The organism is Streptomyces sp. NPDC005925 (genome assembly GCF_040638805.1).
Lineage (GTDB): Bacteria > Actinomycetota > Actinomycetes > Streptomycetales > Streptomycetaceae > Streptomyces.
On record NZ_JBEXVL010000002.1, the window covers coordinates 312,269 to 334,247 of the forward strand.

19 protein-coding genes and 1 pseudogene are annotated in these 21,979 nt (G+C 73.1%); 12 read left to right on the top strand and 8 right to left on the bottom strand.

The window, feature by feature from the left end; genetic code table 11:
* Nucleotides 1-475 precede the first annotated feature (475 nt).
* From ABZ354_RS04145 to ABZ354_RS04170, 6 genes are all read left to right on the top strand, one after another.
* Nucleotides 476-2,128 (top strand): alkaline phosphatase D family protein, encoded by a 1,653-nt coding sequence (locus ABZ354_RS04145; protein WP_358652708.1) that lies wholly within the window; start codon nt 476-478, stop codon nt 2,126-2,128.
* A gap of 191 nt (nt 2,129-2,319) precedes the next feature.
* Complete coding sequence (locus tag ABZ354_RS04150; protein WP_358652710.1) at nt 2,320-3,639, top strand: multidrug effflux MFS transporter; 1,320 nt, start codon at nt 2,320-2,322, stop codon at nt 3,637-3,639.
* Nucleotides 3,636-4,751: a serine hydrolase domain-containing protein gene (locus ABZ354_RS04155; protein ID WP_358653147.1), complete on the top strand. Its 1,116-nt coding sequence runs from the start codon at nt 3,636-3,638 to the stop codon at nt 4,749-4,751. Before ABZ354_RS04150 ends, ABZ354_RS04155 begins: the two co-directional genes overlap by 4 nt.
* A gap of 376 nt (nt 4,752-5,127) precedes the next feature.
* The gene (locus tag ABZ354_RS04160; RefSeq protein ID WP_358652712.1) at nt 5,128-6,147 is read left to right on the top strand and encodes a small ribosomal subunit Rsm22 family protein; all 1,020 of its coding nucleotides are present in this window, start codon (nt 5,128-5,130) and stop codon (nt 6,145-6,147) included.
* A gap of 101 nt (nt 6,148-6,248) precedes the next feature.
* Nucleotides 6,249-6,872: a TetR/AcrR family transcriptional regulator gene (locus ABZ354_RS04165; RefSeq protein ID WP_358652713.1), complete on the top strand. Its 624-nt coding sequence runs from the start codon at nt 6,249-6,251 to the stop codon at nt 6,870-6,872.
* Nucleotides 6,873-6,954: 82 nt separating this feature from the next.
* Nucleotides 6,955-7,440, top strand: a complete 486-nt coding sequence (locus ABZ354_RS04170) for a hypothetical protein (protein ID WP_358652715.1) — start codon at nt 6,955-6,957, stop codon at nt 7,438-7,440.
* Here ABZ354_RS04170 and ABZ354_RS04175 read toward each other — a convergent pair.
* Nucleotides 7,433-8,290, bottom strand: a pseudogene (locus ABZ354_RS04175) (IS110 family transposase); the annotation flags it as partial. The gene ABZ354_RS04170 and the pseudogene ABZ354_RS04175 overlap by 8 nt on opposite strands.
* A gap of 330 nt (nt 8,291-8,620) precedes the next feature.
* Here ABZ354_RS04175 and ABZ354_RS04180 point away from each other — a divergent pair.
* The gene (locus ABZ354_RS04180; RefSeq protein WP_358652717.1) at nt 8,621-9,346 is read left to right on the top strand and encodes a bifunctional DNA primase/polymerase; all 726 of its coding nucleotides are present in this window, start codon (nt 8,621-8,623) and stop codon (nt 9,344-9,346) included.
* A 33-nt stretch (nt 9,347-9,379) separates the two neighbouring features.
* Here ABZ354_RS04180 and ABZ354_RS04185 read toward each other — a convergent pair whose 3' ends face one another.
* The 4 genes from ABZ354_RS04185 to efeO are packed head-to-tail and all read right to left on the bottom strand — an operon-like array spanning nt 9,380 to nt 13,636.
* On the bottom strand, nt 9,380-10,372 hold the full coding sequence (locus ABZ354_RS04185) for a hypothetical protein (protein ID WP_358652719.1): 993 nt from the start codon (nt 10,370-10,372) through the stop codon (nt 9,380-9,382).
* Nucleotides 10,332-11,204: an iron uptake transporter permease EfeU gene (gene efeU, locus ABZ354_RS04190; RefSeq protein WP_358652721.1), complete on the bottom strand. Its 873-nt coding sequence runs from the start codon at nt 11,202-11,204 to the stop codon at nt 10,332-10,334. The genes ABZ354_RS04185 and efeU overlap by 41 nt, the downstream gene beginning before the upstream one ends.
* Nucleotides 11,205-11,206: 2 nt before the next feature.
* Entirely contained in the window at nt 11,207-12,472 is a 1,266-nt protein-coding gene (gene efeB / locus ABZ354_RS04195) for an iron uptake transporter deferrochelatase/peroxidase subunit (protein ID WP_358652723.1), read from the bottom strand.
* A 12-nt stretch (nt 12,473-12,484) separates the two neighbouring features.
* Nucleotides 12,485-13,636, bottom strand: a complete 1,152-nt coding sequence (gene efeO, locus ABZ354_RS04200) for an iron uptake system protein EfeO (protein WP_358652725.1) — start codon at nt 13,634-13,636, stop codon at nt 12,485-12,487.
* Between the two features lie 179 nt (nt 13,637-13,815).
* On the opposite strand from efeO, the gene ABZ354_RS04205 reads away from it, so the two are divergent.
* Nucleotides 13,816-14,460 carry a PhzF family phenazine biosynthesis protein gene (locus tag ABZ354_RS04205; RefSeq protein ID WP_358653149.1) on the top strand — a complete coding sequence of 215 codons (645 nt, stop codon included), beginning with the start codon at nt 13,816-13,818 and terminating at the stop codon, nt 14,458-14,460.
* Nucleotides 14,461-14,572: 112 nt separating this feature from the next.
* On the opposite strand, the gene map is transcribed toward ABZ354_RS04205, so the two are convergent.
* Nucleotides 14,573-15,430: a type I methionyl aminopeptidase gene (gene map / locus ABZ354_RS04210; RefSeq protein ID WP_358652727.1), complete on the bottom strand. Its 858-nt coding sequence runs from the start codon at nt 15,428-15,430 to the stop codon at nt 14,573-14,575.
* A gap of 58 nt (nt 15,431-15,488) precedes the next feature.
* On the opposite strand from map, the gene ABZ354_RS04215 reads away from it, so the two are divergent.
* Entirely contained in the window at nt 15,489-15,716 is a 228-nt protein-coding gene (locus ABZ354_RS04215) for a hypothetical protein (RefSeq protein ID WP_358652729.1), read from the top strand.
* Between the two features lie 145 nt (nt 15,717-15,861).
* Here ABZ354_RS04215 and ABZ354_RS04220 read toward each other — a convergent pair whose 3' ends face one another.
* Nucleotides 15,862-16,470, bottom strand: coding sequence for a hypothetical protein (locus tag ABZ354_RS04220; RefSeq protein ID WP_358652731.1), 609 nt, complete (start codon nt 16,468-16,470; stop codon nt 15,862-15,864).
* Nucleotides 16,471-16,621: 151 nt separating this feature from the next.
* Here ABZ354_RS04220 and npdG point away from each other — a divergent pair, with 151 nt between their 5' ends.
* Together npdG and ABZ354_RS04230 are read left to right on the top strand one after the other, a co-directional pair.
* Nucleotides 16,622-17,359, top strand: coding sequence for an NADPH-dependent F420 reductase (npdG, locus tag ABZ354_RS04225; protein WP_358652733.1), 738 nt, complete (start codon nt 16,622-16,624; stop codon nt 17,357-17,359).
* 4 nt (nt 17,360-17,363) lie between these two features.
* Nucleotides 17,364-17,642, top strand: a complete 279-nt coding sequence (locus ABZ354_RS04230) for a hypothetical protein (RefSeq protein WP_358652735.1) — start codon at nt 17,364-17,366, stop codon at nt 17,640-17,642.
* On the opposite strand, the gene ABZ354_RS04235 is transcribed toward ABZ354_RS04230, so the two are convergent.
* Nucleotides 17,632-18,432, bottom strand: coding sequence for a site-2 protease family protein (locus ABZ354_RS04235; RefSeq protein WP_358652737.1), 801 nt, complete (start codon nt 18,430-18,432; stop codon nt 17,632-17,634). The two genes, ABZ354_RS04230 and ABZ354_RS04235, sit on opposite strands and share 11 nt — an antisense overlap.
* A 223-nt stretch (nt 18,433-18,655) precedes the next feature.
* Between ABZ354_RS04235 and ABZ354_RS04240 the strand changes: the two genes are divergently transcribed.
* Complete coding sequence (locus tag ABZ354_RS04240; protein ID WP_358652739.1) at nt 18,656-21,955, top strand: BTAD domain-containing putative transcriptional regulator; 3,300 nt, start codon at nt 18,656-18,658, stop codon at nt 21,953-21,955.
* The last annotated feature ends 24 nt before the right edge of the window (nt 21,956-21,979 follow it).

The following is a 21,979-nucleotide window of genomic DNA, read 5'->3' on the forward strand; positions in this document are numbered from 1 at the left end:
CTGCCATGCGTCGCTCGAAGACCGGCCCACTCCCGCAGGGAGGCGTGACGGTGCCCGGACACGCGACAGCCGTTCCCCCACCGGTGCGACACCCCGCGACGACTGCGAGGTCCACCCCCACCCGGTGGCGGAACGGCTGTCTCCCCCCATCCCCCCTCGGAAAGGTTCGTGTGCGCGCAGGCCAAGCCCGCGCCGTCGGAAGACCGGAACCCCAAGTGTGAAGCTCCGGTGGAGACGAGTTGAGCATAGAGCCTTGACCGGCCGCAATGGTGCGGACGGTGAAACTCCGTTCGTGATGATGGTGAAGGCCCGGCGGTGGGGCCGACATTGTGGCCCACTCTGCGCGCGTTCGGCCGTACGGGCGCATGTCGTCCGGAACTCACCCCGCCGACACGTGTTCGTCGTGCGCGCGCTGGCCAAGGGTCGTCCTCAGCCCGTCCAATGCCCCTGCACCCATTCGACAGGGGAGGACCTGATGACATCCGAGGCACGTCGGACACCGCACGCCCCGCGACACGCCCCCGAACTGCGCGCCGCCGCCCGGCACATCGGACGCCGCCGCTTCCTGACCGTCACCGGCGCCGCCGCCGCGCTCGCCTTCGCCGTCGGCCTGCCCGCCGCGGGCACGGCGAGCGCCACGGAAATCGACGCCCGCCACATCACCGACGACCCGTTCACGCTCGGCGTCGCCTCCGGCGACCCGCTGCCCGGCTCCGTGCTGCTGTGGACCCGGCTCGCCCCCGCCCCGTACCAGCCCGACGGCGGCCTGCCCGCCGGACGCGTCACCGTGCACTGGGAGCTGGCCCACGACGAGCAGTTCCGAAGAATCGCCAGACGCGGCGCCGCGACCGCTCACCCCGAGTTCCAGCACGCCGTGCACGTCGAGGTGAACCACCTCGCCGCCGACCGCGTCTTCCACTACCGCTTCCGCGTCGGCGACTGGGTCAGCGAGACCGGCCGCACCCGCACCGCCCCGCTGCCCGGCAGCGCCGTCGACACGCTCACCCTCGCCGCCGTCTCCTGCCAGGCCTACCACGAGGGCCACTTCACGCCGTACGCCCATCTCGCCGCCGACCCCGACGTCGACGTCGTCTTCCACCTCGGGGACTACCTCTACGAGTACGCCGTCAGCGCCGTCGGCGGCGCCCGCAACTACACCGACCGGACCCTCCCCGCCGTCTTCAACCGCGAGACGATGACCCTGGAGGACTACCGGCTGCGCTACTCCCTCTACAAGACCGACCCCGACCTGCGGGCCGCGCACGCCGCGCACCCCTTCGTCGTCACCTGGGACGACCACGAGACCGAGAACAACTACGCCGGCGACACCCCCGAGAACAACGTCCCGCCGGAGGAGTTCCTGCTGCGCCGCGCCGCCGCCTACCGCGCCTACTGGGAGCACCAGCCGCTGCGCCGCCCGCAACAGCCGAGCGGCCCCGACATGCAGCTCTACCGCCGCCTGCACTGGGGCACCCTCGCCCAGTTCGACGTCCTCGACACCCGCCAGTACCGCACCAACCAGATCTACGACGGCTCCCAGGTGCCCGGACCCGAGGTCGACGACCCGACGCGCACCATGACCGGCGAGACCCAGGAACGCTGGCTGCTCGACGGCTGGCGCGACTCGCGGGCGCTGTGGAACGTCGTACCGCAGCAGGTCGTCTTCTCCCAGCGGAAGTTCGACCGCGTCGAGCCCTCCCGCGTGTCGATGGACGCCTGGGACGGTTACCGCGCCTCCCGCCGCCGCGTCCTCGACGGCGCCGACGCGGCCGGCATCGAGAACCTCATGGTCCTCACCGGGGACGTGCACGTCGGATACGCCTTCGACATCAAGGACGACTTCGCCGACCCGGCCTCCCGGACCCGCGGCACCGAGATCGTCGCCACGTCGGTCACCAGCGGCAAGGACGGCGCCGACAGGCCCGGCAACTGGGCCACGTACATGGCGGCCAACCCGCACCTGAAGTTCTACAACGGCCGCCGCGGCTACGTGAACATCACCCTCGGGCGGCAGCAGGCCCGCGCCGACTTCAAGACCGTGCCGTACGTGACCCGGCCGGGCGCCCCCGTCACGACGGTCGCGTCCTTCGTCACGGAGGCGGGCGACCCGGGACTCAAGCCGGCGTAGCCGGCCCCGGCCGGCCCGGCCCGAGGTGAGACCGGCCGCCGGGTCCGGCGAGTCATGAACCGGCCACGTCCCTGACCCCGTGATCCGCCACCCCACCGCCGGCCCACCGGCGGTCAACGGCCACCGCGCCGTACGAGCAGTCCGTTCGAACTGAGAACATGGGTGGCGGATCACAGGGAATGGGAGAGTACATGCCCGAGCGCGGGGTGCCGACAGCGAACAGAACGACCAGGGCGGCCATACCGAAAACAGGCCACCCGACCCCCGCGCTCCGCCGGACCGGCCTCCTCGTCACCCTCGTCCTCGGCGGCCTCACCGCCACTCCGCCGCTGGCGATGGACATGTACCTCCCCGCCCTGCCGGAGGTCACCCGCTCCCTGCACGCGCCCGCCGCGACCGTCCAGCTCACCCTCACCGCCTGCCTGGCCGGCATGGCACTCGGTCAACTCGTCATCGGCCCCATGAGCGACAAGTGGGGCCGCAGGCGCCCGCTGCTCACCGGTCTCACCGCGTACGTCGTCGCCACCGCCCTGTGCGCCGTCGCCCCGAACGTCGAACTCCTCGTCACGCTCCGCCTGGTCCAGGGACTCGCGGGCGCCGCCGGCATCGTCATCGCCCGGGCCGTCGTCCGTGACCTGTACGACGGCATGGCCATGGCCCGGTTCCTCTCCACCCTCATGCTGATCTCCGGCGTCGCACCGATCGTCGCGCCCCTCATCGGCGGCCAGATCCTGCGCGTCACCGACTGGCGGGGCGTGTTCGCCGTCCTCACCGCGGTCGGCGCCCTGCTGGCCGCCCTGGTGTGGGCGAAACTCCCGGAGACCCTGCCCGCCGCCGAACGGCACCCCGGCGGCGTCGGCGAGGCACTGCGTGCCATGCGCGTCCAGCTCGCCGACCGCGCCTTCACCGGACACCTCCTCGTCGGCGGGTTCGCCTTCGCCGCGCTGTTCGCCTACATCGCCGCCTCGCCGTTCGTCGTCCAGGAGATCTACGGGGCCTCCGCGCAGACCTACAGCCTGCTGTTCGGGCTCAACTCGGTCGGCCTGATCGCCGTCGGACAGCTCAACGGCAGGGTCCTCGTCGGCCGGGTCGGCCTGAACCGGGTGCTGGGGACGGGCCTCGCGCTGGTCATCTGCGCCGCGACCGCGCTGCTGCTGATGTCCCTCGGCGTGTTCGGCGAGCCGGGACTCCCAGCCGTCGCCGCCGCGCTGTTCGTCCTCATGTCGGCCATGGGCATCACCCTCCCCAACGCCCAGACCCTCGCCCTCATGCGCGTCGAACGCTCCGCCGGATCCGCGTCCGCGCTGCTCGGCACCTCGTCCTTCCTCATCGGCGCGATCGCCTCCCCGCTCGTCGGCGTCGCCGGGGAGGACACCGCCGTACCCATGGCCGTCGTCCAACTGGCCGCGGCCCTCGTGGCACTGGCCTGCTTCGCGGGACTGTGCCGCACCCGCACCCGCACGGCCCCGGCCGCCCCGGGAGCCCCGGCCGAGGGGGCGGAGGAGCGCTGAGCGCGACCCGACTGCGCGGCGGCAGCCCCGAACGGGCCGGGCTCGACCCCGGGGAACTCCACCGCCTCGTCCAGGAAGTCCACGACCTCACCACCGGCGACCACCCCTGGGCGGCCGGGGCCGTCGTCCTCGTCGGCCGCGGCCCCGTCCTCGCCGTCGCCGAGGCGTCGGGCTGGGCCGTCCGGTACGCCGCCCACGACCCGCAGACCGGGCGGGGCGTGGAACTCCCCGCCCACGCGCGCGTGCCCATGACCGTCAACACGCCCTTCGACCTGGCGTCCCTGACCAAACTGTTCACCTCCGTCGCCGCCGTCCAGCAGATCGAGCGCGGCACCCTCGGCATCGACGCGCGGGTCGGCGCCTACCTGCCCGAATTCCACGCCGCCGCCCGGCACGGCCTCACCGTGCGGCACCTGCTCACCCACACCTCCGGGCTGCGACCCGAACTCCCCCTGTACGACTGCGCCGACGACACGGAACGCCTGGCCCTGCTCCAGGCCGACGAACCCGGCACATACGGCTACTCCGACCTGAACCTGCTGCTCCTTCAGCACGTCCTGGAACGCGTCACCGGCCGCAGCCTCGACGTCCTGATCAGGGACGGCATCACCCGCCCCCTCGGCATGACCTCCACCCGCTTCGGGCCCTGCCCCGGCGCGGCGGCCACCGAGGACCAGCGGCGGCCCTGGGCCAAGGCCGACCGGGGCATGCTGCGCGGCCAGGTCCACGACGAGAACGCCTGGGCGCTCGGCGGCGTGGCCGGTCACGCGGGCCTGTTCGCCACCGCCCCCGACCTGGCGGTCTTCTGCCGCGCCCTGCTGACGGGCGGCTCCTACGGCCCCGCCCGCATCCTCGGCCCCGACTTCGTGGAACTCCTGCTGACCCCGCCGGGCCTCGGCTTCGCCCTGGACCAGCCGTGGTTCATGGGCGAGCTGTCGGGCCGGGGCGCGGCCGGCCACACGGGCTTCACCGGCACGTCCCTGGTCCTGGACCGCGCGACGGACACCTTCCTGATCCTCCTCGCGAACACCGTCCACCCGAGGAGACACCCCCCGGACAGCCGCCCGCGGGCGACGGCGGCGACGAGGGTGGCGAGGGCCGTACTGAACTAGGTTGGGTGTGACCTCAGCCCGTCCGACGTGTGCGCACGAGGCACGAAGCGCCGAGAGGGGGGCCGGGGGCACAGCCCCCGGGATCGGGTACGGGACAGGGACGGCGGGGGCGAAACACCCCCGGCCCGGAGTCCTGTCCGGCCCGCGCCCGGAGCCCTGTCCAGCCCGCGTCCGGAGCCCTGTCCAGCCCGCGCCCAGGGTTCTGTCCGGCGCCTGTGTCGGGCCGCTCCCTGGCCCGCGCCGGGACTCCTGCCCGGACTCTCGCCGGGACTCCTGCCCGGACTCCCGGCGGGACTCCCGTCCGTACTCCCGTCCGTATTCCCGCCCGTACTCCCGCCGGAATTCCCGCCGGGACCCCGCCCCTAGAATCGCCGGGGTGAACGCCCCCGCATCCCACGGCTCTGCCTCCGCCGCCTCCACCACCTCCGCGACCCTGCGCACCGCCCTGGCCGACCTGCTCGACGGCCTCCCGCCCCGCAGGGCCGCCCAGGCGGTGGACCGGCTGATCGCCCACTACCGGGGCAGCACCCCCACCGGCACCCCGATCCTCCGCGACCGGGCCGACGTCATCGCGTACGCGGCCTACCGCATGCCGGCCACGTTCGAGGCGGCCCGCTCGGCGTTCACGGCCTTCGCCGCGGCCACGCCCGGCTGGACCCCCGGCTCCCACGCGGACATCGGCGGCGGCACCGGCGCGGCGGTCTGGGCGGCAGCGGCGGCCTGGCCCGGCACCCGCCCCGTGACCGTCCTGGACTGGGCCGAACCCGCGCTCACCCTCGGCCGGGAGATCGCCGCCGCCGACCCGGCCCTGCGGGACGTCCGCTGGCAGCGCGACCGGATCGGCGCGGCGCTCACCCTGGAGAGCACCGACCTCGCCACCGTCTCCTACGTCCTCAACGAACTCTCCGCGCCCGACCGCGCCGCCCTGGTCGACGCCGTCGCGACCGCCGCCCGGGCCGTCGTGATCGTCGAGCCGGGCACCCCCGACGGCTACGCCCGCGTCATCGAGGCCCGCGACCGTCTCCTCGCCGCCGGCTTCCGTGTCGCGGCGCCCTGCCCGCACAGTGCGGCCTGCCCCATCGTCCCCGGCACGGACTGGTGCCACTTCTCGGCGCGGGTGAGCCGCTCCTCCCTGCACCGCCAGGTCAAGGGCGGCTCCCTGGCCTACGAGGACGAGAAGTTCAGCTACGTCGCCGCCACCCGGTTCCCGGCCGCCCCGGCCCCCGCCCGGGTCGTACGCCGCCCCCAGATCCGCAAGGGCCAGGTCCTGCTGGACCTGTGCGAACCCGACGAACGCCTGGACCGCCGTACGGTCACCAAGCGGCACGGCGACCTGTACAAGGCCGCACGCGACGCCGCCTGGGGCGACGCCTGGCCCCCGCCCCCGGCGGACTGACGTGCCGGAAGGCGCTCCCACGGCGCCTTCCGGAGGCCCTCCGGGTGCGAGGCGCCCCGAGCGCGAGACGCCCCGTCTCACCCCCTTGCTACGGTCGACCCATGGTCACCGAGCCCCGTACCCCCGACTCCACCCGCCGCAGCGAGCGCTCCCGCCGCGCCATCTACGACGCCGCCCTCGCCCTCGTCACCGAGACCGGCTACGCGCGGACGACCATCGAGGGCATCGCCGCCCGCGCGGGCGTGGGCAAGCAGACGATCTACCGCTGGTGGGGTTCGAAGGCGGACGTCCTGCTGGAGGCCTTCCTCGACCTCGGTGACCGGGCCGCCCGCGCCGCGGGCCAGGAGGGCGGCGACGCCATACCGGACACCGGTGACATCGCCGCCGACCTGAAGGCCGTCCTGCGGACCACCGTGGACGAGCTGTCCAACCCCGCCTTCGAGGCGCCGTCGCGTGCCCTGGCCGCCGAGGGCCTGGTGGACGAGCAGCTCGGCCGGGAGTTCGTGAGCAAGCTCCTCGAACCCTCCCTCCAGCTCTACGCCGACCGGCTGCGCGCCGCGCAGGACGCCGGGCAGGTCCGTCCCGAGGTGGACCCGCGCATCGCGCTCGAACTGTTCGTCTCCCCGCTCGCCCAGCGCTGGCTGCAGCGCACCGCCCCGATCTCCCACGCGTACACCGACACCCTGGTCGACTACGCCCTGCACGGCCTGGCGCCCCGTACCTGAGGACCGCCGGGGGGGTGCCCCTATGTCTTTGGTCAAGGGAAACGGGGGTGCGCTGGGTTGGTGAGGCGAGCAGCATGGCCGGGTGGCTGATCTGTTGTGGGATGACGTGAAGTGCTTCTTCGACCCGGACTTGATGGGGTCGTTGCCGGACATGCATGTCCCGAATGCCTCGGTGCAGGACTGGCAGGCGGTCCTCGACCTGGTCGCGGAGAAGGGCTGGAAGTGCCAGTACTCCGAGGGAGAAGCGGTGCTTCCGGTGCCCCGGGCGGAGGTCGCGCTGTCCCGCCCGGCGGATGCCGAGTGCCCGAACCTGCGGGTCTGGCCGACGGCCGATGTTCTGGCGATCTTCCGGTTCCATGCCGACGACGAAGTCGACTTCGACGTCGACCTGCGGGAGTTGCAGGGCCAGGAGCGACTTGATGTGTTCTGCGGCTTCCTCCGGGAGATCGGAAGGCGGCTGAACAAGCCCGTGCTGATGGGCCCGGAAGGCGACCATGGCCATCCAATGCTCGGCTTCGATGTCGAGGCCGATCGAGTCGTCCTCCTCGCAGACCCGCAGGTCAGGTGACTGCGGCCGACGACTGCGGTTCATAGAAGGTTCCGTCACGGAGCATCGCGAACAGGACGTCGGCCCGGCGTCGGGCGAGGCAGAGCAGGGCCTGGGTGTGGTGCTTGCCCTGGGCGATCTTCTTGTCGTAGTAGGCCCGGGACGCGGGGTCGCCCAGGGCGGCGAACGCGGAGAGGAAGAAAGCCCTTTTGAGCTGCTTGTTTCCTCTTCTGGAGGGCTGTTCGCCGCGGATCGAGGAGCCCGAGCTCCGGGTGGCCGGGGCGAGACCGGCGTAGGCGGCGAGGTGGCCGGCGGTCGGGAAGGTCCTGCCGTCGCCGACCTCAATGAGGATCCGTGCTCCGGTCCTGACGCCGACTCCTGGCATCGACGTCAGGACCTTCGAAAGAGGGTGGACCTCCAGCAGTTCCTCGATCCGCCCGGCCAGCAGCTTGCGCTGGTCGAGCACGGCCGCCAGGGAGGCGGCCAGGCTCGGGACGATCAGCGCAGCCGCCTCGGTCCCCGGAACGGTCACGGTCTGCTCGTCCAGCGCGGCGAAGATGTCTTCGACCAGACGCTCGGCCATCCTCGGTGCCTTCGGCCGCAGCAGCGTGACCAGCCGCCGCCTCCCCGCCTTGCGGATCTGGGCCGGTGACCCGAACCGTTCCAGCAGCGTCAGGACGGCCGGGTGCTGCAACCGCGGCCCCAGCACCCGTTCCAGCGACGGGTGGATCTGGGTCAGCAGGCCATGCAGCCGGTTCGCGACCCGGGTCGCCTCGCCAGCCAGGTCGTCGTCGAAGCCGACGATCATCTCCAGCTCGGCGGTCGTCTCGTCCTCGCCGTCGATCGCCCGCAGCGTATGTGGCAGGCCTTGCCTCGGCACCGAGCTGCCACATCCACGTTACGGAGAGCTCTTCCGGTCTTGGGTGAAGCCGGTGCTCAAGCCCCTCATCAGCGGTCCGTCGATGCCTCCGGACCCGGTGACACCCCCCCCGGATCATCAACAACAAGGGGAGGAAGTCATGCTGGACCCGAAGGCCGGTAGCCCCGTTGCGGAGCCACGAAAAAGGTAACGGGGAGGTCCGCACCCGAAGGCAGGTCCGGGGCCGGTCCGCATCCCGTTTGCAGGCTCCGGCCCCCCGCGGCGCACGATGGTGGGACGATAGGGCATGCTGACACGCACGACGGCGAGGCGAGGGGATAGATGAGCGAGAGGTTCGGCGGCCCTACCGGCCTACGGGGCAAACTCACCCAGTGGCTGTCCGGACGCCCCCCCAAGGAGGCCGCCGGAGACGACGGCCGGGAGACCCTGCTGATCGCCGCCGCCGACGCGGGACTGCCCCTCGCGCCCGCCGCGCACCCGGCCGGCTACCGCTGTTCCTGCGACCGCGTCGGCTGTCCCACCCCGGCCCGCCACCCCGTGTCGTTCGCCTGGCAGACGCAGTCCACCACCGACCGCGCCCAGATCGAGCGCTGGGCCCGCCACCAGCCGCAGGCCAACTTCATCACCGCCACCGGCATGGTGCACGACGTGCTGGACGTGCCGCTGGACGCCGGCCGCGAGGCCCTCGAGCGGCTCCTCGCCGCGGGCATCGACGTCGGGCCGGTCGCCGAGAGCGACGACGGACGGCTGCTGTTCTTCACCCTCACCCGGGGCACCCCCGAGGACGAGGACGAGTGGTGGCCCTGTGAGCTGGACTGCCACCCGGAGACCATGGACGAGCACCCCGGCCTGCGCTGGCACTGCCGCGGCTCCTACGTGCTCGTACCGCCCGCCCGGCTGCCCGGCGACAACCAGTCCGTGCACTGGGTGCGCGGCCCCGAGCACGAACTGCCCGACCCGCTGAGCGTGCTGGAGGTCCTCACCGACTCCTGCTCCCGGTACGTGAACGACGAGTCGTCCGACGCGTCCTGGCCGCTGCGGCGCTGACGCCCGGGGCCCGCCCCCGCCGGAGCGCGGGACTCACTCGCCCTGCGCCGACGTCAGGCCCTGCACCCGGCCCAGGATCGCCACCGGACCCGAACCCTTCGGGTCGAGGGCGGCCTGGTTGGAGACGAACTGCATCGTCAGCGACTGTTTGATCTCGCCGGTCGTCAGCGCCAGCACGCTCCTGTTCGGCGTCGGCACCGAGGCACCGGCCGCGGCCGTCTGCCGCTGGAAGTGACGCGTGGTGAAGAACACCAGCGCGCCGCCGTCCGCCGTGCGCAGTCCCAGCGGCGCGTAGTCGCCGTTCGTGAGCGGCTCGTCGATGTACTGCGTGGCCAGGCCCGGCTTCGCCGCCTCCTTCTTGCGCAGCTCCCGCCACACCGTGGTGTGCGCGCCCGCCGCGAAGGCGTCCCCGCCGTCCTTCAGGTAGGTCGTGTAGTCGCCGCTCAGCCTGCCGGGCGCCAGGGCGACGTCCGTGGCGTTCGTGTCCACCGCCTCGGCCCAGCCGTCCTTGTCCGTCGTGAAGCGCGGCACGTCCTCGGGAGCCATCAGCGTCAGATACGCCACCTCCCACGGCTCCTCGGGGCCGCCCCGCGTGAACACCAGCAGCCAGCGCGCCTCGCCGCCCTTGTTGCCCTGCGCGTCGGCGAGGAACCAGCGTGGCCAGCCCGCCTTCTTCGGAACGGTGAACTTCGCGTCCGTCAGCGTCAGCGGCGTGTGCGCGGGATTGCCGTCCGGGTTGTTCGCCCGGCCCGCCTTCAGCCGTGCCCCGTCGATGTCGGCGAGCGCGCCCGTGACGCGGCCGGCGTCCAGGGAACGGTCGTACGCCTTGTCGGCCCTGTTGTACGCGGTCGTGAACTGCCGCAGCGCCTTCGCGGCCTCGGCGCGGGTGGCCGCCGGGAGGACCTCGCGCTCCCCGTGCACCACCACGCATCCGCTCGCCGTCACCGACAATGCGGTCACCGACGCCGCGATCAGCGCGCTCCGGTCAAGCCTGCGGAGCCTTCGAGGGCCGCGATCCCTGCTCATGACGTCCCTTCACCTTCCCCTTTCCGGAGGCGAACCCTACCGGGGCGAGGAAGATCGCGAGCGTCGGGACCAGGTACAGCAGCCACACCGTGACCTGGAGAACGGTCGGGTCGGGCTGGAAGTTGAACACGCCCTTCAGCAGGGTGCCGTACCAGCTGTCCGGCGGGATCGTGCCGCTGATGTCGAAGGCCCTGTCGTTGAGGCCCGGCACGAAGTCGGCCTCCTGGAGGTCGTGGACGCCGTACGCGAGGACGCCCGCGGCCACGACGACGAGCATGCCGCCCGTCCACGTGAAGAACTTCGCCAGGTTGATGCGCAGCGCGCCCCGGTAGAACAGCCAGCCCAGGAGCACCGCCGTCGCCAGGCCCAGGGCCACCCCGATCAGCGGGCGCGGCGTGCCGTCCCCGGCGGCGTGCACGGACGCCCACACGAACAGGGCCGTCTCCAGACCCTCACGGCCCACGGCGAGGAACGCCGTGGCGACCAGCGCGACCGTGCCCATCGCGAGCGCCGCGTCCAGTTTGCCGTGCAGTTCGGCCTTCAGATGCCGGGCCGTACGGCGCATCCAGAACACCATCAGCGTCACCAGGCACACCGCGAGGATCGACAGCGAACCGCCGAGCGCCTCCTGCGCCTGGAACGTCAGTTCCTGCGAGCCGAATTCGAGCGCGCAGCCGAAGCCCAGCGCGAGGGCGACCGCGACGCCGATCCCGGCCCAGACGGGCTTCAGCGCGTCCCGCCGGCCGGTCTTCACCAGGTAGGCGATCAGGATGCACACGACGAGGCTGGCTTCCAGCCCCTCGCGCAGACCGATCAGGTAGTTGCTGAACACGGCTACGCCTCCCCGGAGAACAGCGCACGGCCCCACCAGTCGCCCGTGTCGCGGACGCCGGGCGGGATCGCGAAGAGCGCCGAACCCACGTGCTGGATGTACTCGTTGAGCTTGTCCCCGGCCAGGTTCCGCTGGATCGGGATGAACCCGGTGCGCGGGTCGCGCTGGTAGGCCAGGAAGAACAGGCCCGCGTCCAGACGGCCCAGGCCGTCGGTGCCGTCGGTGAAGCTGTAGCCGCGGCGCAGGATGCGCGCCCCGCCCGTCGAGTCGGGGTGCGCGAGCCGCACGTGCGCGTCGGGCTTCATCGCCTTCAGGAACGGCTCGTCGCGCTCCTTGGCCTTGCCGACGGGGGCACCCTCGCCCTTGTCGCGGCCGAAGACGTCCTCCTGCTCCTGCAGCGAGGTGCGGTCCCAGGTCTCGATGTGCATGCGGATACGGCGGGCCACGAGGTACGAGCCGCCGGTCATCCACGCCGGGCCGTCCGAGGAGGGCACCCACACGTGCTTGTCCAGCGTCCTGGTGTCCGTGCCGGCGATGTTGCGGGTGCCGTCCTTGAAGCCCATCAGGTTGCGCGGGGTCTGCGCCTCGGGCGTCGTCGACGACGTCTTGCCGAAGCCGAGCTGCGACCAGCGCACCACGGCCCTGCCGAAGCCGATGCGGGCGAGGTTGCGGATCGCGTGCACCGCGACCTGCGGGTCGTCGGCGCAGGCCTGCACGCACAGGTCGCCGCCGCTGCGGTGCTTGTCGAGGTTGTCGCCGGGGAAACGCGGCAGGTCCACCAGCGCCTCGGGCCGCCGGTCGCGCAGCCCGAACTTCTCGAACAGCGACGGCCCGAAGCCGATCGTCAGTGTCAGCCGGGACGGCTTCAGCCCCAGGGCCTCGCCGGTGTCGTCCGGCGGGGCCTCGGCGAGACCGCCGTACGCGCCCTCACCCACCGCGTGCCCGGCGGTCATCTTCCGTGCCGCCGCCGTCCAGTCCTTCAGCAGCCGCACGAACGCGTCGCGGTCGCCGGTCGTCACGTCGAACGCGGCGAAGTGCAGCCGGTCCTGCACGGCCGTGGTGATGCCCGCCTGGTGCGCGCCGTGGAACGGAACCGCGGCTCCGGTGTCGGCGCCGGCCGGGTCCACGTCGTCGCCGACGCGCGCCATGGCCACGGCACCGCCGGCCGCGGCGGCACCGAGCGCGAGCCCCGCGCCGCCCCAGCCGATCAGCGCACGCCGGCTGGGGGAGGCCGTGTGCCCGTTGCTGTCCGTGCCTGTTTCCGCCATGTTCGTCCCCCCTTACTTCACGACGGCCGCGGCGAGCCGGGACAACGGCTCCGCGAGCGCGTTGACCGCGTCCGACAGCTCCTTGCGGTCCGCCTTGCCGACCTTGTCGTACGAGGTGAACTCGTACGACGTCCTGTCCGCGCGGTACTGGTCCAGCAGCTTGTCCAGCGCCGCGAACTCCTTGTCGAGTTCGCTCACCAGCGCCGCGTCGTTCTCCCGGGCCACCGGCTTCAGCAGCGCGTACGACGTCTCGGCGCCCTCGACGTTCGCCTTGAAGTCGACCAGGTCGGTGTGCGAGTAGCGCTCCTCCTCACCCGTGACCTTGCCGGTGGCGACCTCGTCGAGGAGTTCCTTGGCGCCGTTGGCCATGGAGGTGGGCGTGATGTCCGCCTTGCCGACCCGGTTCTGCCAGTCCTTCAGGTCCTTGATCAGCAGGTCGGCGAGCTCCTTCTCCCGGGCGCCGATCTTCTTGTCCTGCCACAGGGCCTTCTCCAGGCGGTGCCAGCCGGTCCAGTCGGTGGCCGGGTCCTGGCCCTCCTCCAGACCGTCCTCGCGGACGTCCACCTTCGGGTCGATGTCCCCGAAGGACTCGGCGACCGGCTCGGTGCGCTCCCAGCCGATGCGGGACGCCGCGTACGCCCTCTTCGCGGCGTCCAGGTCGCCGTCCTTGACGGCCTTCGCGAAGGCCTCCGCCTTCGGCAGGGTCTCGTCGGCCTGCGCCTGCGCGTACGCGCGGTAGGCGGCGACCGCCTTGTCCAGGCGCGGGTCCCGCCGCACGGCCTTGCCGCCGGTCGCCGTCACGTCCTGGCGGATGCCCTTGCCCTTCATGCCGGGCTTGCAGACGATCCGGTAGTCGCCGGCCTTCACCTCGGCGGTGACGCGCTGCCTGGTGCCGGGGCCGATGTTCTCCCGCTCGGCGACCACACGGTCGTCGGGGAAGAGGACGTACACCTCGGTGACCTTGGAGCCCTTGTTCTCGACGGCTATCTCGACGTGCCCGGCCGGGAACTCCTTCTTCGACACCTCGCACGTGTCGTCCGTCGCCGTCACCTCGACGACTCCGGCGCCGTCCTTCGCGTCGCTCTTCTCGGTGCAGCCGGTGACGGCGGTCAGGGCGGCCGCGGTGACGGCAGCGGTGACGAGGGACAGCCTGACGGCTCGCATGAAAGCTCCAGAGTCTGAGCGGAAGGACGCGTGCGACACCCCGCGCAGGGAAGGTGAGGCTCGCCTAACATACCTAAGCGCATTTCACAGGCAAGCCAAAGAAAGGTCAAGAAGGGCGATCTCCTGGCATCCTCCGGCATTCGCCGCCCCGATGCTTCAATGCCCCCGTGACTGCGACGGTGACTGACCACGACGTGCTGCGCGTCTTCTGCGCGGCGAACGGCGGCTACGGCAACGAACTCGGCGTCGTCCGCGACGGCTCCGTAATGCCGGACCCCGCGGAGCGGCAGGAGGCCGCGGCGAGGCTCGGATTCAGCGAGACCGTGTTCGTGGACGACCCCGAGCGCGGCGTGATCGACATCTACACCCCCACCCTGCGCCTGCCCTTCGCCGGACACCCCTGCGTCGGCACGGCCTGGCTCCTCGACGTGCCCGAACTCGTCACACCCGCCGGGGTGGTGGGCACCCGGCTGGACGGCGAGTTCAGCTGGATCGAGGCCCGTGCGGAGTGGGCCCCGCCGCGCACCCTGCGCCGGTACGCCACCGCCGCCGAGGTGGACGGCCTGGCGGTGCCGCCGCCGGGGGAGTGGATCTACGCCTGGGCCTGGGAGGACGAGGCGGCCGGCCGGGTCCGCGCCCGCGCCTTCCCCGGCCGTGACGACGGCATCGACGAGGACGAGGCGACCGGTGCGGCCGCCCTGCTCCTCACCGACCTGCTGGGCCGCGCCCTCAACATCACCCAGGGCGCGGGCTCCCAGATCCTCACGGCACCCCAGCCGGACGGCTGGACGGAGATCGGGGGACGGGTGCGCCTGGAACGCTGAAGGCGGCGCAGGCACGGCAGCGGCGCGGCGCCGGCAGGGCGGCGGCGCAAGGAGAGCAAGCTCACAGGCCGGAGACCGGCCGCCGGGGGCGGCGGCCGGAATGCGGCAGGGGTCAGGGCAGTGTCAGGATCTCCGCGCCCGAGTCCGTGACGACCAGCGTGTGCTCGAACTGGGCGGTCCGCCTGCGGTCCTTCGTCACGACGGTCCAGCCGTCGTCCCACATGTCGTACTCGTGCGTCCCGAGCGTCAGCATCGGCTCGATCGTGAACGTCATACCGGGCTGGATGACCGTCGTCGCGTGCGGACTGTCGTAGTGCGGCACGATCAGGCCGGAATGGAAGGCGGTGCTGATGCCGTGGCCGGTGAAGTCCCGTACCACGCCGTAGCCGAAGCGCTTCGCGTACGACTCGATGACCCGGCCGATGATGTTGATCTGGCGGCCCGGTCTGACCGCCTTGATCGCGCGGTTCAACGCCTCGCGGGTCCGCTCCACGAGCAGCCGGCTCTCCTCGTCGACGTCGCCCACCAGATACGTGGCGTTGTTGTCGCCGTGCACGCCGCCGATGTACGCCGTCACGTCGAGGTTGACGATGTCGCCGTCCTTCAGGACGGTGGAGTCCGGGATGCCGTGGCAGATGACCTCGTTGACCGAGGTGCACAGCGACTTCGGGAAGCCGCGGTAGCCCAGCGTCGACGGGTAGGCGCCGTGGTCGCACATGTACGTGTGCGCCACCCGGTCCAGTTCGTCCGTGGTCACGCCCGGCGCGATGTGCTTCGCGGCCTCCGCCATGGCCCGCGCGGCGATCCGGCCGGCGACCCGCATCGCCTCCACGGTCTCCGGGGTCTGCACCTCCGGCCCCGTGTACGGCGCCGGTGCGGGCTTGCCCACGTACTCGGGACGCCGGATGTTTCCGGGTACGGAACGGGTGGGAGACAGCTCCCCTGGTACGAGCAGCGACTGGCCAGACATGCCAGCGAGTCTAACCAGCGGGCGTGGGGGACCATGTCCGTGGCGAAAGGAGCCGGTCATGGCCCTGTTCAAGAAGCGCACGGTCGGTAAACCGGGCGAGTGGTACTACTGCCTGAAGCACCAGAAGGTCGAGGAGGGGCCCGAGTGCCCCGCCAAGGACCGCTTCGGGCCGTACCCCTCCCGCCAGGAGGCCGAGCACGCGATGGAGACCGCCCGCGAGCGCAACGCGGAGTGGGAGACGGACCCCAACTGGCACGACGCACCGAAGCGGGACGCGGAGGGCTGAGCACGCCGTCGGCGAGAGCGAGCCCCCGGCCGGACGCCGCGCTGCCGTAGTGCCGGTGCCGTGGTGCCTGTTCCGTAGGGCCTGTTCCGTGCGGCCGGTGCCGGCCCGTGCTGTGGTGCCGGTGCTGCAGGGCCCGTGCCCGTCGTCACCACCGCGCCGGCGGCGGGGCGGTGATCCGTTCCGCCAGTTCGGACAGGCGGTCACGGAAGCGCCGCCGCCCGCGCGGCGGCGGCAGCGCGTTCTCGCCGGCCGCCGCGCTCACCAGATGCTGCACCGTGTCCAGGTCCAGCTCCCCGTCTCCGGGCACGGCCAGCGCCTCGTGCGCCATCGTCACCAGCTCACCGTCCTCGGCGCCGCCCCGCAGCGCCAGCACCCGAGCCCCGGCCCGCCGCGCGTCGGACACCCGCTCCAGCAGCGCCGCGCCCGGCTCCTCGGGCGCCACCACGAACACCGTCTCGCCCCGCCGTGCCGCCGCCAGCCGGCCCAGGCCCACCGCCAGGTGTGCCGGGTCCGAGGGCCGCGCGTCGTGCCTCACCAGCGTCGGCGCGAGCTCCGGAGTACCCGACCAGGCCGCCTCGTCCACCAGGTGCGCCGCGAGATGCCACGGCTCGTACTCCGCCGTGCCCACCAGCAGCAGCCCGCCACCGTGCGACACGACCGACCCTCGCAGGACCCCCGCGAAGCGGCGCGTGGCCCCCAACCACCCGGTCCCGGCGAGCACTTCACGCAGCAACGCGACCCGTACGGCATCCATGGAGGCGCATTCTGCCGCAAACAGGTACGAGGGGCACCGGGTTCGGGCCGAATTCGCCCGACCCGGGGACGCGGCCGGGGCGCGCCGCCGACGGGACCGCCCCGGGCCACCTGAGCCGTAGACGCCGGGGGTACGCACGTAAAGTCGGCCCATGACCTCTTCCGACAGTGCACAGACGCCCGCCGGGGTCCCCGCGAAGGCCCCGGCGAAGGCCCCGGCCAAGGACCCCTGGGACCTGCCCGACGTCTCCGGTCTCGTCGTCGGCGTGCTCGGCGGCACCGGCCCGCAGGGCAAGGGCCTCGCGTACCGCCTCGCCCAGGCCGGCCAGAAGGTGATCATCGGCTCCCGCGCCGCCGACCGCGCGCAGGCCGCCGCCGGCGAACTCGGCCACGACGTCGAGGGCGCCGACAACGCCGAGACCGCCCGCCGCAGCGACATCGTGATCGTCGCCGTGCCGTGGGACGGCCACGGCAGGACACTCGAGTCGCTGCGCGAGGAACTCGCGGGCAAGCTCGTCGTGGACTGCGTGAACCCGCTCGGCTTCGACAAGCAGGGCGCCTACGCGCTCAGGCCCGAGGAGGGCAGCGCCGCCCAGCAGGCCGCCGCGCTGCTGCCGGACTCCCGCGTCACCGCCGCCTTCCACCACCTGTCGGCCGTGCTGCTCCAGGACGCCGAGATCGCCGAGATCGACACCGACGTGATGGTGCTGGGGGAGGACCGCGCCGACGTGGAGATCGTCCAGGCGCTCGCCGGCCGCATCCCCGGCATGCGCGGCATCTTCGCGGGACGGCTGCGCAACGCCCACCAGGTCGAGTCGCTGGTCGCCAACCTGATCTCCGTCAACCGCCGCTACAAGGCGCACGCCGGGCTCCGCCTCACGGACGTATGAGGCCATGGGGGACACTGGTGCGAGCAGCAGTGCCAGCAGTGTCCCCCGACAGGAGCCGACCGCCATGCCCCGTCTCGCCCTCTACAGCCTCGCCGTCTGCGTCCTCGCCGTGGCCGCGGCAGTGGTCTCCTTCACGAAGGGGATCTGGCTCGGGATCGTCTGGGTGCTGATCGCGGGCCTGTCGTCCAACATGACCTGGTACTACCTCAAGCGGGGCCGGGCTGCGAAGGCCGCGGGGGCACCGGGGCCCGCCGGGCCGGACCGGCCGTCCGTCACGGGATGACCGAGCAGAACTCGTCCGAGCCGCGCCAGAAGCGGTACAGGTCGTAGCCGCAGTACGTGTCCACGTCGCCGATGCCCAGCCCCCGCAGGATCGCGTCGACCGCGTCGAAGAACACGGCGTTGACCGACGGCACCCACAGCAGCGCGAACACGAACAGCAGGCCGAACGGCGCGAACGGCTCCACCTGCCGCTTCACGTCGTACGACAGCCAGGGCTCCAGTACCCCGTAGCCGTCCAGGCCCGGCACCGGCAGGGAGTTCAGGATCGCCGCCGTCACCTGGAGCAGGGCGAGGAACGCCAGCGCGAACCGGAAGTCCCGCGGGACCCCGTCCAGCGCGTCCAGCCAGAACGGCGCGGTGCACACGACCGCGAACGCGACGTTCGTCAGCGGACCCGCGGCCGAGATCAGACTGTGCCGCAGGCGGCCCCTGATCCGGTTCCGCTCGATGAACACGGCCCCACCGGGCAGCCCGATGCCGCCCATGATCACGAACACCACCGGCAGGACGACGCTGAGCAGGGCGTGGGTGTACTTCAGGGGGTTGAGCGTGAGATAGCCCTTGGCGCCGACCGAGATGTCGCCGCTGTGCAGCGCGGTGCGGGCGTGGGCGTACTCGTGCAGGCACAGGGAGACGATCCAGGCCGCCGTCACGAACAGGAAGACCGCCACACCGGGCTGCGCGGCGAAGCCGCTCCAGGTGGCCCACCCCGTGACAGCGGTGACGGCCGCGATCCCCACGAACACCGGACTGACCCGCCGCTCACTGCCCCGACCGGCACTGGTGGCCATGCGCAACCCCCCGAACTCGAACCCGACAACGCCTTGGCCCGCCCGACGGTACGCCACGGGCGGGGCAGTGCTCGAGGCAGTGGTCGGGCCCGGGGCGGGGGCCGCGGCCGGCCGCGCCGCCGCCCCGGCCCCGGAGTGACCCACCGCGACCGGGCACGGCGTCGGCCACGCCGTGCCCGGTAACCCCGTGCCCCCGCCCCCTCCCAACGGAGACAATGACGCCGTGCGCTACCGCATCCTCGGCCCCACTCGGGCTCATCGTCCCGACGGCACCCCGGTGCCGGTCGGCGGTCCGCGCCTGCGCGCACTGCTCACCGTGCTCGCCCTCCGCGCCGGCCGTACCGTCCCCGCCGGCCTTCTCGTGGCCGAGGTCTGGCACGGCGACGACCCGCCCGCCGACGCGCCCGGCGCCCTCCAGGCCCTCGTCGGCCGGCTCCGCAGGACGCTCGGCGCCGGCGCCGTCGCCTCGGTGGACGGCGGCTACCGCCTCGCCGCCGCCCCCGACGACGTCGACCTGCACCGCTTCGAGCGGCTCGCGGCCGAGGGCGCGGGTGCCCTGGCCGACGGCGACGCCGCCAAGACCGCCGTCGTCCTGGACGACGCCCTCGCCCTGTGGCAGGGGCAGCCCCTCGCCGACCTCCCCGACCGCACCGCCGAGGCCGCCCGACTGGAGACCCGGCGCCTGGACGTGCTGCAGGTCCGGCACACCGCCGCGCTCACCCTCGGCCGGGCCGCGCGGTCCCTGCCCGAGCTGACCGCCCTGTGCGACGGCCACCCCCTGGACGAGCCCCTCCAGGCGCTGCGGCTGCGCGCCCTGCGCGACACCGGGCGCACCGCCGAGGCACTCGCCGCCTACGAGGACGTACGCCGCACCCTCGCCGACCGACTCGGTTCCGACCCGGGGCCCGAACTGCGCGCCCTGCACGCGGAGTTGCTGCGCCAGGAACCCCTCCCCGCTCCGCATCCCGCCGCCACACCCGCCCCGGGGGGCCGGCCGCCCGACACCGCCGGGCCGGCCGTGCCCGGCAATCTGCGCGCCCGGCTCACCTCCTTCGTCGGCCGTGACACCGACATCGATGCCATCCGGCGCGACCTCGGCGCCGCCCGGCTGGTCACGCTCATCGGCCCCGGCGGGGCGGGCAAGACCCGGCTGTCGCAGGAGGCCGCCGAGGCCGCCCGGGACATCGCCCCGGACGGGGTGTGGCTGGCCGAACTCGCGCCCGTGGACGACCCCGGCGCCGTACCCGAGGCCGTACTGACCGCCGTGGGTGCGCGCGAGACCGTGCTGTACGGCGCCGGAGCCGAGAGCATGCGGGCCGTGGCCGACCGGCACGACGACCCCGTGGAACGGCTCGCCGAGCACTGCGGCAGACGCCGCATGCTGATCGTCCTGGACAACTGCGAGCACGTCGTGGGCGCCGCCGCCCGGCTCGCGGCCGAACTCCTCGCCCGCTGCCCGCGGCTGACCGTGCTCGCCACCAGCCGCGAACCCCTCGGCGTGCCCGGCGAGCTGGTACGGCCCGTGGAACCGCTGCCGGAGCCGGTCGCGCTGCGGCTGCTCGCCGAACGGGGCGCCGCCGCCCGCCCCGGCTTCCGTACCGACGACGACCCCGAGGCCTGCGTGGAGATCTGCGCCCGGCTCGACGGCCTGCCCCTCGCGATCGAGCTGGCCGCCGCCCGGCTGCGCATGCTGACGCCCCGTCAGATTGCGGACCGGCTGGACGACCGCTTCCGCCTGCTCACCTCCGGAAGCCGCACGGTCCTGCCCCGCCAGCAGACACTGCGCGCCGTGGTCGACTGGTCCTGGGACCTCCTCGACGCCGACGAACGCGACGTCCTCGGCCGGCTGTCGGTCTTCGCCGGCGGCTGCGACCTCACCGCCGCCGAGGCCGTCTGCGGGCCCGCCGCCCTCGAAGCACTCGGCTCACTCGTCGACAAGTCCCTCGTCGTCGCCGCCCCCTCCGCGGGCGGCGGAATGCGCTACCGGCTGCTGGAGACCGTCGCCGAGTACGCCGGCCAACGGCTCGACGAGACCGGACGCCGCCCCGAGACCGCCCGCGCCCACCTCACGTACTACCGCGAACTCGCCCGCACCACCGACCCGTTGCTGCGCGGCTCCGGCCAGCTCGCCGCCGTCGAACGGCTGGAGCGCGAGTACGAGAACCTCCGCACCGCCCTGCGGCACGTCGTCGCCGAACGCGACGAGCAGGAGGCACTGTGCCTCGTACTGAGCCTGGCCTGGTACTGGCAGATGCGCGACCTGCGCATCGAGGCCCGCGGCTGGTGCCGCGACGTCATGGCCCTCGGCCCCGACCCGTACGCCGCGCCGCTCCACCGCGCCGCCCCCGTCTGGCAGCGCTGCACCGAGAACCCGCCCCCGATGACCGGCGAGGTCCTCGCCGAAGCCCGTCGCGGCGTCCACCTGGCCCATCTGGCCTGCATGGACACCGAACTGGCCGCCTGGCAGACCCCGGCCGCCCAGGCCAAGCTGCGCGCCATCACCGAGGTGTACGAGCCGGGGCTGCCGCAGACCTGCCGCAGCCCCGGCATCCTCTGGTTCTTCGCCGTCATGCTCACCGGGGGCGCGGACAGGCTGCGCGACATCATCGAGGCCTCCGTCCGCATCTGCCGCGAAACCCCCGGCTACGAGTGGGAGCTCGCCTCCTGCCTCCAGATGCGCGCCAACATCCTCGCCAACCGCTCCGACTGGGCGGGCGACGCCTTCCGGGACGCCGACGAGGCCCTGGAGATATACCGGCGGCTCGGCGACTCCTGGGGCGCGGCGGAGGCACTCTCCGCACGCGGCGAGGCCCACGAACGCAAGGGCCGGCACCGGCTCGCCGCCGCCGACTACGAAGCCGCCATCGCCCACGCCGAACACCTCGGCGCCCGCGCCCAGCAGGCCGTGCTCCGGGCCCGCCTCGGCAGCGCGCTGCTGGAGGACGGCGACGCCGAGCGGGGCGAGCGGATGCTGCGCGAGGTGATCGACAACAAGGACAGCGGCCACAACGAGGCGCTGCCCGCGTCCCGGCTGTTCCTGGCCGGCTGGTACGGCGTGACCGGACGGTTCGCCGAGGCGCGCGAGCAACTCGCGCTGCTGCGCGCGGACTTCGCCGCGACCCACTTCGTCGTCTTCGACGCGGTCGTGCTCGGCGCGGAGGCCTGGCTGGACGCCGCCGAGGGCCACAACGAGAGGAGCCTGGCCACCTGCCGGCGGGCCGTCGAACTCGCCGGCGACCCGCTGGCGCGGGCCATCTCGCCGCACATGCGCTCCGCGTACCTCGCCGTCGCCGCGACCGCCCTCGCGGACGCCTTCGGCGGCAGCCGCGCCCACGACGCCGGACGACTGCTCGGCGCCGCCGGGGCCCTGCTGCCGTCCGGCCACGTCCCCTCCGCCTGGGAGCGCGAGGTGTGGGGATGCGCCGAGCGGCGGGTGCGGGCCGCGCTGGGCGAGGAGGCGTACGCCGCCGCACACGCCGAGGGCGCCGGCCTGTCGGAGGAGGAGGCCGTCGCCCTCGTATGACGCGAACGGGCGTAAGGGGGAGGG